Annotated in this window: 12 protein-coding genes; 7 read left to right on the top strand and 5 right to left on the bottom strand. The window is 67.3% G+C overall.

Going from position 1 to position 15,899, the window contains the following annotated elements; translation table 11 throughout:
• Positions 1–42: 42 nt before the first annotated feature.
• A complete protein-coding gene (locus RSO01_RS41940; protein WP_147156567.1) occupies positions 43–669 on the bottom strand; it encodes a CoA pyrophosphatase in 627 nt (208 codons plus the stop codon).
• On the opposite strand from RSO01_RS41940, the gene RSO01_RS41935 reads away from it, so the two are divergent.
• The 4 genes from RSO01_RS41935 to RSO01_RS41920 all read left to right on the top strand — a co-directional run bounded on the left by RSO01_RS41935 (position 668) and on the right by RSO01_RS41920 (position 7,739).
• Complete coding sequence (locus tag RSO01_RS41935; RefSeq protein ID WP_147156566.1) at positions 668–1,750, top strand: AAA family ATPase; 1,083 nt, start codon at positions 668–670, stop codon at positions 1,748–1,750. The two genes, RSO01_RS41940 and RSO01_RS41935, sit on opposite strands and share 2 nt — an antisense overlap.
• A 137-nt stretch (positions 1,751–1,887) precedes the next feature.
• On the top strand, positions 1,888–2,745 hold the full coding sequence (locus tag RSO01_RS41930; protein WP_246159182.1) for a DUF58 domain-containing protein: 858 nt from the start codon (positions 1,888–1,890) through the stop codon (positions 2,743–2,745).
• A 132-nt stretch (positions 2,746–2,877) separates the two neighbouring features.
• Positions 2,878–5,643 (top strand): DUF4159 domain-containing protein, encoded by a 2,766-nt coding sequence (locus RSO01_RS41925; protein ID WP_147156564.1) that lies wholly within the window; start codon positions 2,878–2,880, stop codon positions 5,641–5,643.
• Positions 5,640–7,739: a hypothetical protein gene (locus RSO01_RS41920; RefSeq protein WP_147156563.1), complete on the top strand. Its 2,100-nt coding sequence runs from the start codon at positions 5,640–5,642 to the stop codon at positions 7,737–7,739. Before RSO01_RS41925 ends, RSO01_RS41920 begins: the two co-directional genes overlap by 4 nt.
• Positions 7,740–7,886: 147 nt before the next feature.
• On the opposite strand, the gene RSO01_RS41915 is transcribed toward RSO01_RS41920, so the two are convergent.
• From RSO01_RS41915 to RSO01_RS41900, 4 genes are all read right to left on the bottom strand, one after another.
• Positions 7,887–8,342: a hypothetical protein gene (locus RSO01_RS41915; protein WP_147156562.1), complete on the bottom strand. Its 456-nt coding sequence runs from the start codon at positions 8,340–8,342 to the stop codon at positions 7,887–7,889.
• A 166-nt stretch (positions 8,343–8,508) separates the two neighbouring features.
• Positions 8,509–11,859, bottom strand: coding sequence for a hypothetical protein (locus RSO01_RS41910; RefSeq protein WP_147156561.1), 3,351 nt, complete (start codon positions 11,857–11,859; stop codon positions 8,509–8,511).
• 533 nt (positions 11,860–12,392) lie between these two features.
• Positions 12,393–12,914, bottom strand: coding sequence for a DUF4142 domain-containing protein (locus RSO01_RS41905; RefSeq protein WP_170303771.1), 522 nt, complete (start codon positions 12,912–12,914; stop codon positions 12,393–12,395).
• Between the two features lie 97 nt (positions 12,915–13,011).
• Entirely contained in the window at positions 13,012–13,179 is a 168-nt protein-coding gene (locus tag RSO01_RS41900; RefSeq protein WP_147156559.1) for a DUF3309 family protein, read from the bottom strand.
• Positions 13,180–13,288: 109 nt separating this feature from the next.
• On the opposite strand from RSO01_RS41900, the gene RSO01_RS41895 reads away from it, so the two are divergent.
• From RSO01_RS41895 to RSO01_RS41885, 3 genes are all read left to right on the top strand, one after another.
• Entirely contained in the window at positions 13,289–14,053 is a 765-nt protein-coding gene (locus tag RSO01_RS41895; protein WP_147156558.1) for a methyltransferase, read from the top strand.
• Positions 14,050–14,904 (top strand): hypothetical protein, encoded by an 855-nt coding sequence (locus RSO01_RS41890; protein WP_147156557.1) that lies wholly within the window; start codon positions 14,050–14,052, stop codon positions 14,902–14,904. The genes RSO01_RS41895 and RSO01_RS41890 overlap by 4 nt, the downstream gene beginning before the upstream one ends.
• Positions 14,905–15,152: 248 nt before the next feature.
• Positions 15,153–15,845: a hypothetical protein gene (locus tag RSO01_RS41885; RefSeq protein WP_246159180.1), complete on the top strand. Its 693-nt coding sequence runs from the start codon at positions 15,153–15,155 to the stop codon at positions 15,843–15,845.
• Positions 15,846–15,899 lie beyond the last annotated feature (54 nt).

The raw sequence follows: 15,899 nt of genomic DNA, 5'->3' as shown, positions 1-15,899 counted from the left end.
GCGCGCGGTCCGGAAGACCATGACGTGGAACGGGGCCATGCACTACCCGCCGTTCGTCAGCACGAAGTGCAGATTCTTCAGCATACCGGCCGTCGCCCCCCAGATGTAGCGATCGCCGTAGGGCATGGCGTAGTAACGCCGCTCGCGGCCCTGCCAGACGCGGCTGTCGATGCGATGGTTCTGGGCATCGAGGAAATGCGCCAGCGGCACCTCGAAGACGTCGGCGACCTCGCGCGGGTCTGCATGGATGGTGAATCCTGGCGTCACAATGCCCACCACCGGGGCGATCTCGTAGCCCGTGCCCGTCCGGTAATGGTCGACCTCGCCCACCACCTCCACGAACGTGCGCGATATTCCCACTTCTTCCTCGGTTTCACGCAGCGCCGTGGCCTTGGCATCGGCGTCCTCCGCCTGCTTGCGGCCGCCCGGGAAGGCGATCTGGCCGGCGTGGCTCGGCATGTCCTCGGTGCGCTGGGTGAGCAACACTGTTATTCCGGACTCGCGACGCACGAGTGGCACGAGAACTGCAGCCGGACGAAAGCTGGTCGGCGCGGGAACCACGCCGTTCAGCGAAAAGTCGCTGCCCAGAGGAGGTTTCGGAACGGGCAAACCGGATGACAGCAGCCTGCTGCGTTCACCCACCCGCTGCACAATTTCGTCAACTGTCATGCCCTTGTTCCGGCCTCAATTCTGGGCTTCCCTGACCTTTAATCCCTCGGACAACAGGAGCGCCCCGGTGGCCCCAGACACTTCGACCGCGACCGACGCCGATGCTCTCGCCGCTCTGGCCGATATCGAGCGGCTGGGCACCCAGTTGCGGGCCGCGCGCGCCTCGATCGGCAAGGTCATTTATGGACAGCAGGATGTCATCGATCAAACCCTGGTTGCGTTGCTCTCGGGCGGCCACCTTTTGTTGATCGGCGTCCCGGGCCTGGCCAAGACCAAGCTGGTCGAGACCCTGGGCGTGGTGCTGGGCATGGAAGCCAAGCGCATCCAGTTCACCCCCGACCTGATGCCGGCCGACATCCTGGGTTCCGAGGTGCTCGAGGAAAGCGACACCGGCCGCCGCTCTTTCCGCTTCATCGAGGGACCGGTGTTCGCCCAGCTGCTGATGGCCGACGAAATCAACCGCGCGTCGCCCCGCACCCAGTCGGCACTGCTGCAGAGCATGCAGGAGAAGCACGTCACCGTCGCCGGCAAGCGCTACGACCTGCCGGCGCCGTTCCATGTGCTCGCCACCCAGAACCCGTTGGAGCAGGAAGGCACTTATCCCCTGCCCGAGGCGCAGCTCGACCGCTTCCTGCTGCAGATCGACGTCGGCTACCCGGACGAGGCCGCCGAGCGCCAGATCATGATCGGCACCACCGGCGCCACCACCGCCGTCGCCAGCCCGACGCTGACGCCGACCGACCTGATGGCGGCCCAGGCGCTGGTCCGCCGTCTGCCGATCGGCGAGAGCGTGGTCGACGCCATCGTCAAATTGGTGCGCGCCGGCCGCCCCGAATCGAGCGACCTCGACGTGGTGAAGCAGCGCGTGGCGTGGGGCCCCGGCCCGCGCGCCAGCCAGGCCTTCATGCTGGCGGCCCGCGCCCGCGCCATCATCCAGGGCCGCCTCGCGCCGTCGGTCGACGACGTCGTGGCGCTGGCCGGCCCCATCCTGCGTCATCGCATGGCGGTGAATTTCTCGGCCCGCGCCGAGGGCATTACGGTCGAGACGGTGATCAATCAGATGTGCGCCAGGTTGGCCTAGCGTATGCATTTTCATCCGGAGCGCGGACCTCCAGGTCCGCTCATGATGATGCGGACCTGGAGGTCCGCGCTCCGCTGAACCAGAACGGTCACGAACAGTAGATGGCGTCCCCCTCGACCCTTCATCGCTCGCTTGAGTTGGCAGGAACCTTGCCGGCGCTCATGGTGGCGGCCGATCGCGTGGCCGCGACCGTGATCCAGGGCGTGCATGGACGCCGGCGCGTCGGGCAAGGCGATGCCTTCTGGCAGTACCGGCCCTATCGCGACGGCGACAGCGCCAACCAGATCGACTGGCGCCAGAGCGCGCGCAGCCGGCACCTGTTCGTGCGCGAGACCGAGTGGGAAGCCGCCGCCAGCGTCTGGCTGTGGCGCGACGCCTCGCCTTCCATGCAGTACGCCTCGCTGCGCAACACCGACACCAAAGCCGTGCGCGCCGAGCTGATAACGCTGGCCCTGGCGAGCCTGCTGGCCGACGCCGGCGAGCGCGTGACCGTGCTGGGCTCGGGCATGCGCCCGACGTCGGGCCGCATCGCCGTGCGCCGCGTTGCCGAGACGCTGTTCGACGAGGCGCGCAGCGGCAAGACGCCGCCCAGCCTGCCGCCGCTGCTGCCGCTGCCGGCGCACGGCACGGTCGTGCTGGTCTCCGACTGGCTCGATCCCTTGGACAATATCGAAGCGGTGATCCGGCACTACGCCTCGGGCGGCGTGCGCGGCCATCTGGTGCAAGTCCTCGATCCCGCCGAGGAAGACCTGCCGTTCGACGGGCACGTGAAGTTCGAGGGCCTCGAAGCCGAGGGCCAGCACACCATCCGCCGCGTCGAGGGCGTGCGCCAGGCCTACGGCGCGCGGCTGGCGGCACAGAAGGAAGGCCTGCAGCGGCTGACGCGCTCGACCGACTGGACGGTGCATCTCCATCGCACCGACAAGTCGCCGCAGACCGTGCTCCTGTCCCTTTATCTCGCCATGGCCGACCTGCGTCGGCTGACGGCGGCGTGACGTGATGAACTTCGACATGAGTCGTCCCGAAAAAGATTATGTCGTCCTGAGCGCAGCGAAGGACCTCATCGCCGCTCGCAACCGGCATGAGATCCTTCGCTGCGCTCAGGATGACACGCTGAGAGGCGTGTCATGTTGAGTCTGGGCGCCTTCGCTTTCGCCGCACCGGGCATGCTGGCCCTGCTGCTGGTGTTGCCGGTGATCTACTGGCTGCTGCGGATGATCCCGCCGCTGCCCAAGCTCGTGCGCTTTCCGGCGATCCGGCTGCTGATCGGCCTGGAGCCGACCGAGCAGACGCCAATGAAGATGCCGTGGTGGCTCTTGCTGTTGCGCCTGTTGCTCGCCACCGCGCTCATCCTGGCCGTCGCCCGCCCGCTCTTGAACCCGCAGGCCGACCTGCCGGGCAAGGGCCCGCTGATGCTGGTGATCGACGACGGCTGGTCGTCGGCCCCGGGCTGGACCACGCGCATCGCCCATGCCGAGCGCCTGATCCAGCGCGCCGAACGCGCCCAGCGTCCCGTCATCCTGACCGGCACCGCGCCCCCACCAATCGATGCGCCCACGACCAAGCGCGGCGCCATGCGGCCCGACGAGGCGCGCACCATCCTGCGCGCCTTCCGGCCCAAGCCCTGGCCGACCGATCGCGCCGCCGCCGTCACCGCCATCGACCAGATGCAGGTCGACCCTGGCGCCTATGTCGTCTGGCTGAGCGATGGCATCGAGGACGAAGGCACGCCCAAGCTCACCGAGCGGCTGCGCAAGTTCGACGGCCTGCAGGTCCTGTTGCCCGACCAGGCGGCGACGCCGCTGCTGCTGCTGCCGCCGGTCGCCGAAGGCCGCGACCTCAAGGTGCAGGCGCTGCGTCCGTCGGCCGACGGCCCGCGCAAGATCGCCGTCCAGGCCTCCGACGAAGGCGGCCGCATCGTCGCCCGCATCGATCTCGACTTCGCCGCCACCGCCACCAAGGGCGAAGGCGTCCTGCCGACGCCGCCCGAGCTGCGCAACCGCATGGCCCGTCTCGACATCGAGACCCAGGGCGGCGCGGGCTCGGCCGTGCTGCTCGACGAACGCCATCGCCGCCGGCCGGTCTCGATCCTGGGCGAGCGGCCGACCGCGAGCGGCCAGCCGTTGCTGCAGGAGGTCTACTTCCTCGAGCGCGCGCTCGATCCCTACGTCAGCCTGTCGATCGGCGATCGCGAGACGGTGCTGAACCGCAACACCGCCGTGCTGCTGATCCCCGACGGCGCGGCCCCCTCGGCCAGCGATCGCGAGGAGATCGCCAAGTGGATCGAGCGCGGCGGCATTGCCGTGCGCTTTGCCGGCCCCAACCTCGCCACGGGCAACGATCCGCTGGTGCCGACGCGGCTCCGCCTGGGTGACCGCGCGCTGGGCGGCGTCATGAGCTGGGGCCAGCCCAGTGCGCTCAGCGAGTTCCCGGCCAACAGCCCCTTCCTCGGCATCCCGATTCCCAAGGACGTGCGCATCAGCCAGCAGGTGCTGGCCGAGCCGACGCCCGACCTCGCCGACAAGACCTGGGCGCGCCTGGCCGACGGCACGCCGCTGGTCACCGGCGAGAAGCGCGGCCAGGGTTACCTGGTGCTGATCCACACCACCGCCAACACCGGCTGGAGCAACATGGCGTTGAGCGGACTGTTCGTGAACATGCTGCAACGGCTGGTCACCATGTCGCGCGGCGTCGCCGGCGACGGCGTCAACAAGGCACTGAAGCCCTGGCGCACCCTCGACGGCTTCGGCCGCCTGGGCGCCCCACCCGCCGGCGCGCAGATCCTGCCGGCCGACGCCAACGAGACGTTCAAGCCCAGGCCGACCACGCCACCCGGCCTCTATGGCGACGAGAACGCCCAAGTCGCTTTCAACATCGGCGGCCGCGTCGGCGAGCCCAAGCCGCTGGCCCTGCCCGGCGGCGTCTCGACCGATCGCCTGAGCGAAGGCGGCGAGACCGATCTCTCCAAGTGGTTCCTGCTGGCAGCACTTCTCCTGCTGCTGGCCGACATCTTCATCTCGCTGTGGATGCGCGGGCTGATGGGCCGCGCCTTCCGCTTCGCCAAGGGACCGGGGCGCGCGGCGCCTGCCGCGCTGCTGTTGCTGCTGGCCGCCGCCGTCTTCCTGCCGGCCCCCCACGCCCAGGCCGCCGACCAGCGGCCCGGCCCGCCGCCGCTCAGCGAGGAGCAGGCGCTGAAAGGCTCGCTCGACATTCGCCTCGCCTACATCACCACCGGCGACAAGGAAGTCGACGACCTCACCAAGCAGGGCCTGGAAGGCCTCAGCGAGATCCTGCGCAACCGCACCTCGGTCGAGCCGGCTGATCCGGTCGCCCTCGATCTCGAGAAGGACGAGCCGCGCCTCTACCCGCTGATCTACTGGGCGATCACGTCGACGCAGCCGGCGCTGTCGCCGCGCGCCCAGGCCGCCCTCGACCGCTACCTGCGCACCGGCGGCATCCTGTTCATCGACACGCGCGACCAGCATCTCAGCTTCGACCGCCCGGCCGGCGGCAACCCCGACCTGAAGCGCCTGCTCAACGGCGTCGAAATCCCGACTCTGATCGCCATGCCGCCCGAGCATGTGCTGACCAAGTCGTTCTATCTCCTGTCCGACATGCCGGGCCGCTGGACGGGCGGCAAGCTCTGGATCGAGGCGGGCGGCGGACGCGTCAATGACGGCGTCACCACCGTGATCATCGGCTCCAACGACTATGTCGGCGCCTGGGCGGCCGACCAGCGCGGCCGCGGCGTCATGCCGGTGTCTCCCGGCGGCGAGACCCAGCGCGAGATGTCGTACCGCGTCGGCGTGAACCTGGTGATGCATGCGCTGACCGGCAACTACAAGGACGACATGGTCCACATGCAGGACATCATGCAGAGGCTCAGGCGATGAACCCGACCTCCGCCGTCTCCGTCGCCTTCGACCCGTTGCTGAGCTGGGAGATCCTGGCCGGTCTCGGCGCGATCGGCGTGGTGTTGATCGCGCTCAGCCTCGCGGCCCGCGCGCGCGGTACGTTCTGGCGGCTGGGCACGCTCGCCGTCGTCCTGCTGGCGCTCGCCAACCCCTCGCTGATCGAGGAGCAGCGCAAGCCGATCGCCGACGTGGCCTTGGTCGTGGTCGACGATTCCGATTCGATGGCGATCGGCGATCGCCGCACCCAGGTCCAGGCCGCGCGCGAAGCCCTGAAGCGCAAGCTCGGCCAGCAGGAAGGCCTCGAAGTCCGCGAAGCCGTGCTGCCGCCCTCGCACATCCAGCTCGGCAGTGAGCGGCCGGGCGGCACGCGCCTGATCGAGACCATGCGGTCGGCGCTGGTCGAGGTGCCCCCGGAGCGGCTGGCGGGCGTGGTGCTGCTGACCGACGGCCAGGTGCACGACGTGCCGGCCATCGAATCGGCCAAGAACCTGCCGCCCGAGCTCGGCGGTGCGCCGGTCCATGCCCTGATCGCCGGCAAGAAGAACGAGCGCGACCGGCTGATCGTGATGGAGCAGTCGCCGCGCTTCGGCGTGGTCGGCCGCGAGGTCACCGCCAAGTTCAAGGTCGAGGATCCCGCCGGCGGCACCGCGCCGGTGACCCTGTCGGTGAACGGCGACATCGTGAAGCGCATCGACGTGCCGGTCGGCAAGTCGGTCGAGCTGCCGATCACCGTCGGCAATCCCGGCGCCAACGTCGTCGAGCTCGAGGTGGCGCCCGGCCAGAACGAGCTCACCCTCGACAACAACCGCGGCCTGTTCACCATCAACGGCGTGCGCGATCGGCTGCGCGTGCTGCTGGTCTCGGGCGAGCCCTACCAGGGCGAACGGGCGTGGCGAAACCTGCTGAAGAGCGACCCCGCCGTCGACCTCGTCCACTTCACCATCCTGCGTACGCCGCAGAAGGACGACTTCACGCCGGTGCGCGAGCTCAGCCTGATCGTCTTCCCGATGCGCGAGCTGTTCGAGCAGAAGCTGAAGGAATTCGACCTCATCATCTTCGACCGCTACGAATCGGGCAGCCTCATCACCCGCGAGTATTTCCGCAACATCGCGGAATACGTGAAGGGCGGCGGCGCGCTCTTGGTCTCGGTCGGACCGGTGTTCGCGACCCAGCGCTCGCTCTACCGCACGCCGCTCGGCGCCGTGCTGCCGGCGGCGCCGCTCGGTGACGTGCTGGAGACGCCGTTCAAGCCCAAGGTCACCGAGATCGGCCAGCGCCATCCCGTCTCCGCCAACCTGCCGCAGGCAGGCGATCCCGGTAAGGAGCCCGACTGGGGCCGCTGGTTCCGCTTGGTCACCTCGCGCACCGAGCGCGGCAATGCCGTGCTGTCGGGCGCCGACGACCGGCCGCTGGTCATCCTCGACCGCGTCGGCGAGGGCCGCGTCGCCCAGCTGATGTCCGATCACCTGTGGCTGTGGAACCGCGGCATCGACGGCGGCGGACCGCAGCCCGAGCTGGTGCGCCGCGTCGCCCACTGGCTGATGAAGGAGCCCGACCTCGAGGAGGAGGCGCTGCGCGCCACCTCCGTCGGCGGCCGCATCGAAGTCACGCGCCGCACGCTCGCCGCCACCTTCCCGCAGGTCACCATGACCGCGCCCGACGGCAGCACCAAGGTGATCGAGCTGCGCCAGACCAGCCCTGGCCTGGGCCTGGGCGTGATCGACGTCGACAAGCCCGGCCTCTACCGCTTCGACGACGGCACCCTCAGGACCGTGGCCGCGGTCGGCAATCCCGACCCGCTGGAATTCTCCGACGTGCGCGCCACCGACGCCAAGCTGAAGCCGCTGACCGAGGCCTCTGGCGGCTCGATCATGTGGCTGGCCGACACAAACGATCCCGACATCCGCTCCGTCCGCCCCGGCCGCGCCGCCGGCGGCTCCGACTGGATCGGTCTGCGCCGCAATGAGGGCTACACCGTCGCCGGCATCAACCAGCTCCCGCTGCTGCCCGGCATCCTGGTGGCGATGGCGTTCCTGCTGGCCATCGGCAGCGCCTGGTGGCGCGAGGGCCGGTAGGCCCTTCTCTTCCCAGTACGAGTTCGACGTCGCAGTCAGCGTCCCTCCCCTATGCGGAACCCGCGAAGGGGAGGTAGACACCTCCTCATGTTCCTCTCCCCCGCTAGGGGGAGAGGAGCCTGATGGGAATGTGCGGAAGACCATCGATCAATCGCCCTCAAGGCGCGCCCGCTCGCCCGCGGCGTCGAGCGCCGCTATGTCGTCGTCGGACCAAGCCGAGTCGTTGGCTGGCCGCCGATTGCCCCATAAGTCGCGCCGCCGGTTGCGCAGCCAGAAGATGCAGGCTCCGACGTCTGGTGGATAGTGCACCGTGTTGGTGAGCTTTCGTTCCTCGCCCCTATGGAGCACGGTCTGCTCGACCGTGTGCTGGTAGCCGACCGCGCGCTCGTAGAGGCTGCGAGCGACGCGGGCATCGGCGACCGCCCGCCCCTCGCGCACCGCCTTGGCGAATTCCGGAATTTTGGCGATCCAGTTATCGATGGTGCGCGGCGCCACCTCGAACACATCGGCAAGGTCGGCATTGGTGGCGCCCAGCAGGCAATGGCTGCGTGCCTCCTCGGCGTATTCAGGTTTGTAGAGGGTCGGGCGGCCTGGCGATGTCATGAGCCATATAATAACTGAAGTATCCATGACACGCAAGGAAAATAACCGAAGTGCTCCACGCGGGTCGCTGTCAGACAATTTTTGCGTGCCATAAGGCGCCAAAAACGCAAATGCTTGCATTGCAAGCAGATGGCTTGCGGACGCGCCGTCGCATCCAAGCCCCCGATCAGAGGATCGAGAGCTTCATCACCATGTCGTTGTAGTCGAAGTCGGCGCCGGCGTTGGCGTGCGTGTCCTCGAAGCCGAAGGTGTTGGCGCCGAAATTCCGGATGTGCTGGTGGCCGTCGGCATTGGCCGTGGCGGCCGGCGTGTTCTCGACCATCCAGATGTCGCCGCGGCCGCTGACCAGGACGGGCACGTAGAAGCCGTCCTTGCCCTCCACCGTCCACGTCGTCGACGACGTGCCCGTGGAATGTCCCTGGGTCGTCGAGAATTCCCAACCGTTCTTCACGGCCGTGCGGAAGGCGTCGGTGTTGCCATAGTCGACGCCGTTCAGGCTCAAGTGGCGGGGATCGGCCGGATCGACGTCGAGGCGTACGAAATGCAGCGTGTTGACGTAGTCGCCACTCCAGGCGAGGTCGACCTTCAGCTGACTGCCGTCGGTCAGGTACACCCACGCATGGTCGGTCTCGCGCTGGCTGCCGGCCAGCATGGTCGAGGAGTCGAGCGTGTTGTTGGCCGACGCAGAGAGGTTGATGGCGCCGAAGCCGTCGCTGACAGCCACGTTGAACTTGCCGCCGGTGCCGGTCACGTTGACTGTCGGGTTGACGTCCACCCGGCCGTCGGCGGCGACGACGGCGAAATGGAGTTGCTCGCCCGCCGTCAGGTAGAGCTGCTGCTTGCCGCTGAAGAACAGCTGGCCGCTGTCGCTGGCGACGGACCCGATGCGTCCGAGCGCTGCGTCCTCGAGCGAATTGGTGAAGCCGGAGCCGTCGCGCATCAGCATGTGGCCGCTGCTGTCGGTGGCGTAGGCGATCAGCGTGCCGTTCAGCAGGGTCGAGGAGACGGCCGAGAGCTCGATCCAGTTGCCCGTGGTGCTGGAGGAGCCCTGCGTGAACTGCAGCGCGTGGCCGTCGGGCGTTGCCGACAGCGGCAACTTGTCGAGCGCGACGGTGAAGCTGACGGGCACTGTCGCCGCGCCGACCGCCTTGTCGAGGTCCAGGTCGTACGGCTTGTACTGCTGCATGAAGGCGCTGTAGGTGCCGTCACCGAACTGCGCCCCCATCTTGGTCAGCCAATGGCCGTCGATGTCCGACTGCGCCACCACCGGCGCGATGATCCACGACGGATGGGCGGTGCTGCTGAGCAGGACCTTGGCGAAATTGAAGCCGGCGGTCTCATTGTGGCCAGCGGCATTGTAGCTGAACGCCAGGTCGCCGTGCGTGATGTGGCCGAGCGCGCTCAAGGCGATGAAAGTGCCGTCGTCGCCCACGCCGACCAGGGGTGCGCTGAGCGTCTGCGGCGGATTGGGGTTCGGCGTCGGCGGCGACTGCGCCGAGAGCCAGTACTTGGGATCGTAGGTGACGGTGCTGCCCGAGGTCAGCGATATCTTGACCTCGTCCAGCGCGGTTCCGTCGGCGCCGCTCGATATGAGAGACGCGATCGCCCCGCCGTCGGCCGCGGCGTCGGTGAAGGCGAAGGTCCCGGCGACGGTCTGCTGGGTGTAGATGTTGTAGGTCTTGGCCGACGCTCCCGACCCCAGCACGATCTGGTACCAGCCCGTCCCGTTCGACGCGACCGGCAGGTTGTAGAAGATGAAATTGCCCTGCTGGCCGCTGCCATTGGGATTGGGCGCCGTCGTCCAGGCGCCCGGGCTTCCCACGATGGTGTAGTAGTTGGAATAGCTGGACGGCAGGTCGATGGTGGTGAAGGTGCCCGTCTGGTCGAAGATCTTGAGCTGGATGGGCGTCCCGTTGGCGGGACCGATCGGCGTATAGGTCGGCCCGCCCGTCGATGTCGGGATTCCGAAGGAGGCATCGATGTTCAGGATGAAGCCGTTGTTCCCTACCGGCCCGGTGCTCTGGGACTGGACCAGCGTCGGACTGCTGACCGGCTGGAGAAAATAATCGTCCAGGGTCGGCGCCTGGTAGGTGCCGTCCGGGGTATCGGCGAGATCGAAGAGCTTGATGTTGATCTGGCTCACCTGGGCGCCGGCTCCGCCATTGGCGTTGGCATCCCACAGGGAGACCTGGGGGTTCACGGCGCCCTTGAACGTCGAGAGGAAGTCGGAATAGGACCAGCCGTAGGCGTTGGTGTTCTGGAAGATGGGCAGGGTGTGGACGTCGTAGTGCTGGGCCGTGACCGAGTTCTGGTAGTCGAAGCTGGCAAGCGGTCCACTGGCCGCACCGACCGCGCCGTAGGCATAGAGGCCTGACCAGTTCCACATCTGGTCGAGATCGACCCGCGGCGCCCCGGACGTCAGGCCCATGGCATCGGGAATCGGCAGCCCGCTTCCGTTGAAGAAGCCGGCCTCGAAACCGGTGACGAGGATCTCAGTGAGGAAGCCGTACGCGTTGTTCGGGTTGAAGCCGGTCTGCTCGTATTGCGCCTGCTGCGACGGCGTCATCGTCGGGAACGCGTCTGCCGTCTTTTCGTCGGGAAAGACGAACAGGGTGCTGGCCGTCTGGGTGTAGATGTTCTGCGTCAGGGCATTGCCGCTGCCGTAAGCCGGAATGGCATCGGAGGTGGCCGGCATACGGATGACGACATGCGACGCCTGCCACGGAATGCCCTGCTGGGTGAGGAAGCTGCTGAACGCCTCGTTCTCGACCGGTGTTAGCGTGATGTAGCCGCCGTCGTGCTTGACGGTGTAATAGAAGAAGCTCGGGTCGACGGTGAACTGACCGGAACCGTTGGTGGCGCCAGCATAGAAGTAGGCAATGCGGGTGCCGTCCTGGATACTATTGACGTAGGTGTTCCAGTCGCTGGAGCTGCCGGTCGGCTGCATGCCCGTGGCGAGATTGGTCGCCACGGTCAGCGTCTCGCGCTGATCGTTGAACGGCGTGGTACCTATCCATTGCGTGTAGGGCAGGTTGGCCGAGGCGATGGGGGAAATCGCGTTCAGGGCATTGACCACCGCCTGCCCCGTTACGCCATAGCCCCGCGTCTGGTCGGGGGCGCCGGTGTACTCCACCGTCATCGAGATCGGCGCACCGAACTGGACGATGTCCGTCAGGTCGCCCTGGTCGGTGCTGCTGCCCGACAACGACAGTTCGACGATGTCGTAGCGATAGTTGCCGGCCTGCGCGTTCCCGATATTGGCGAGCGTGCCGAACGTCGGCGACGTCGGCAAAGCCGTCCCGCCGGCCTGCTGGGTGACGATGACGATGTTGCCGCTGTCGAAACTGTCGAAGCTGAAATTCGGCGACGATACGACCGTGCCGCCGCTGGCGATCTGCAGGGGAGTGCCCTGGAGGTTTCCGCTCTGGTCGAAGGCATAGGCATAGATGTTGACGTCGGCCGAGGCAGCCTTGCCCGAGAGAAAGGTGGCCAACGAAAAGGTGACGGTAGTGGTCATTGGTCAGCGGCCTTTGAGTGCCTGTGCGGTCTGGTCGATGTCGTGCGCCGGCACGCGCGCCTCGACAGCGTGAAGAACGAGGTCCTGGGATCGGGCACGTTCAGGGAGCGCGGGGACACCGCGACACCGACGGACGCGAATCGGCCGGCTGACAGCACAGCCGCAAGCTCCGATGACTGATGCAAGCCCCAACTCTCGCGGGCGGCCCGGCCGGCTAGTGCCTACTGGCCCTCCAACCTTTCGAGCCGCTCATCCCCTTTGACTCTTTTCAATTCCTACTGTTGCCCCATAGAAATTGCGTCACCGTGAATCCAAATTCAACTCCTTGCAATCTTCGCGAGGATCGACAGCGCGCCCCAGCCTGATGCCGCCAATTGCCCGGATCGAAAGGTGAAATGGGGTCCGGTGATGCGCACGGATCATCGCCAACCCTGCCGCCGGGTAACACATCTGATACAAAGCAGCGGGCTGTTCGACGCGCAGTTACGCGCTCTTGCGTCGACGCCCGTCAACGCCCCGGCATGGCGGGATCTTCAGCGCCCGCCGGCCAGCCGACGCACCAGCTCCAGCCGCCCTTGCGCCTTCGGCAGGGCGACCTGCGCAAAGCGCTTGAGCGGGCCGCTCTTGCCGTTCTGCGAATAGGCGCCGTACTGCGCCTCGCAATCGGTCTGCACCGCAAGCTGGCCCTGGGCGAAGGCCGTGTCGAACGCCGGTCCCTGCAGCGTGTTGAGCTGGCCCAGGAGGTTCTGGGTCCTGGGGCCCATGCTGCCGTCCGGCGCCCATGACACGCCGGCCTCGGAGCGCGACTTCTGCAAGGCGCTGGCGTCGTAGTTGGCATCGGCGATGATGCGCGTCGCGTAGCCGCGGATGTTCTCGTTGGCCGAGCGCTGCAGGGCCATCTGGCCGGAGGCGAGATCGAAGTCGTTCACGGCCTGGGCGAAGCCGACGAAGCGCGCGTCCGGCAGCGCATCGACGGCGAACGCCGGCGGGATGTGCGCCACCGGCACGAGGAGAGAGGCAGCGAGAACACTCCGACGCCCGATCGCAGCAGTCATGACGAACCCCTCGGTTTCTTGTTCGACCATAGGTCCGGCGTCGGGCCCTAACAAGCTCGGCCCGCACCACCGCCCCGCTTCGCGTCGCGACTGCGCCTCAGGCGCGGAGAGGGAAGCCGCCAGCCAGCCAGACGACCAGCAGCACGACGAGGACGAGCCCCAGCGCACCGCCCAAACCGGCGCCACCGTAGCTGCGGTAACCGTAGTAACCGCCGCCACCGCCCAGCAGCAGGATGATGAGAACGATAATCAGGAGTGTAGACATGCCAAGTTCCTCACGTGTACGACGCAACGTCCGCCTGGGCAGGGAGGTTCCACAGCGGAACGGGGGCGGGTAACGGCCCTGACACAATGGGGCGTTATCGTTCCGTGACGTGTCTGCTTCCTGGTCGTTGCGCGAGGCCGTCCGGCGCAATGCGTCGACGCTGTCGTGCGTCCTGCTCGTCCTGTCGGTCCTGCTTGGCGCTGCCCTCGAGCGCAGCCCGCCGCTTGCGGTCTATTTGCTGAGCTTCTGGCACTACTATCTCTACTGGCTCGCCTTCGCCTTTGGCGCGATCCCGTTCGAGGTCTTCAAGCGCGATGCCGTGGCGATGAAGGCCGTGTCGGTCGCCGTCCTGGCGGCGGTCTATCTCGCGGCGCCAATCGACCTCGTCTCCCTGGTCGTCATCGCCGGCGGCATCCTGCTGAACGTCCGGGCCGCGATGGTCCTCGGAGTCGACCGGACCTACTACGGTCACGAGGTCGCCGGCCTGCCGCCGCGCCGGATCACCGCCTTTCCCTATTCGCTGATCGGCCATCCCATGATCGTGGGCAACGTAGCGGCCTTCGGCGGCACTCTGATCAATCCGGCATTCCGCGAGCAGTGGTGGCCGCTCGCCGGCCTGCATGTCACCCTGAATATCGGACTGCTCGCCATGGAGCTGACCGGCGCGCATCGACGCGCCGTCCGGATCGGCGGCGCCCTGGTCTTCGCCGGCGCCCTGTTCGCCGCGGTCTTGGCTGCCATCGGATCCCACAGGACCTTGACGGTGCCGATCGCGCTGGCGGGCCTGGCCGTCCTCACCTGCACCTGGACTCTGTACCGATGCTATGCGCCGCCGACCCCCACGGCGAAACAAACCGCAAGGAGAACGTCATGAGCAGCATGCTGAACGAGGCCGGTGGAAGCGCTGCGGCACGGCCACAAATCCATGCCGCGCGGCGCTTTCCCGCGACCATCGGCCGATTCGACGACCTCGCCGACCGGGCCGCGATCGACAAGCTGACACGCTGGGTCGAGCAGCGCTATCGCGCCGATCTGGCCGAGCGGCCGTCCAAGCATGTCTATGTCAGCACGCTGCCCGAGCCCGCGATCGCCGAGATCGACCGGCTGCGCGACAGCACGCTCATCCGCTCGCTGATCGCGGCCCGCGTCGCGCCGGGCAGCGTCATCGCGCCGATGAAGCACACCGACGAGCTCTACATCTCGCACTACAACAAGGATCGCGGCGGCGACCAGGGGCTGTTCGACAAGCACTACGACGGCAATCTGCGCTTCCTGGCGTCGAGCGTGGTCGTGCGGGCGCTGATCTACCTGCAGTCCGACGCCACCTACAAGGTCGTGTTCGACGACAGCCGCGTCGAGAAGGCGTTCGAGACCTACGATTTCGGCCTGCTCGACTTTCACCGCGAGCTGCACTGGGTCGAAGGCCAGTACAATCCGACCGACCGCCAGCGCATCCTGCTGAAGTGCAACTACCTGGTGACGCCGCGCAACGCCGCCGTCGCCGGGCGCGCCGCACTCGCCGCCAACACCGCGGTGTTCTACGTCGTCAAAGCGGCGATGGAATACTCCAAGAGCCCGCGCACGCCGGCCGAGCGCGCCGTCGGCTTCCTGTGCAACCTCTTCCGCCGGATGAACAACGTCCATCCGCTGATCCCGCTGGCCCTTGTCGCCGGCGTAACCACGGCGGCGCTGGCCGCGGCGATCTGGGGCGTCTCTGTCCTGTAACTGGAACGCGGTACCAAGGTCACTGGCGTGCAACGGTCGTCCGACCGACGGCCGGATCGCGCCGCTTGTCTCGCTGTGTCACCGGAAACAACAAGACTGCTGAAAGTGCCCCCTCCCATCGGTCCAGCACCCGCCGGTACGGACCGAGCTTCACGCCTTGCGCCGACCCAGCGCCGGTCGCTGCCCTCCTGCCCGGCCAGCGATCGCGACTTGCTGCGACTCCCCCTCCATCGACAAGGACAGCGCTCATGAGTGGTTTCTTCAACGAGCTGAAGGTGCAGCGTTGGGACGACCATCGCTACTACCACCACAGCAAGATCAACCAGTCGCTCCACTTCGTCAGCGCGACCAGCTTTCTGTTCGCCTATGTGGTGGCGTTCTCCGATCCCGCCATGGCGGCGCTGATCGGCTGGCTGGTCGCCATGACCACGCGCCAGGTCGGCCATCTGTTCTTCGAGCCGCGCGGCTACGACCAGATCAACCAGGCGACCGACGAGTACAAGGAAGAGATCAAGGTCGGCTACAACATCAAGCGCAAGCTGGTGCTGCTGGCGGTCTGGGCAGCCTCTCCGCTACTGCTGATCGCCGATCCGACCTTGCTCGGGGTCTTCACGCCGCACGCCGACTGGTTCGAGTTCGTGACCCATGTCGGCGAGCTGTGGCTGGTGGTCGGCCTGTCCGGTATCGCCTTTCGCGTCCTGCAGCTCTTCGTGCTGAAGGACCTGCAGACCGGCCTGGTGTGGGCGACCAAGATCGCCACCGACCCGTTCCACGACATCAAGCTCTATCACCGCGCGCCGTGGGAGCTGGTGACCGGCCGCTACACCCGCCACACCGCGCAAGCCGTCGCCGCGCCGATCATCCCCGACGAGATCATTCCCGACCTGGGAGAGGAGATCGTCGAGGAGGTTCCGGTGCCGGCGTCGAAGACGGGCGTTTAGGCTGCCCGTCGCGTCTTTCATGTTCCTCTCCCCCGCTAGGGGGAGAGGCTAGGA

The sequence above is a fragment of the Reyranella soli genome, from assembly GCF_007992495.1.
GTDB lineage: Bacteria > Pseudomonadota > Alphaproteobacteria > Reyranellales > Reyranellaceae > Reyranella > Reyranella soli.
This window is presented reverse-complemented; position numbering and strand designations above follow the sequence as displayed.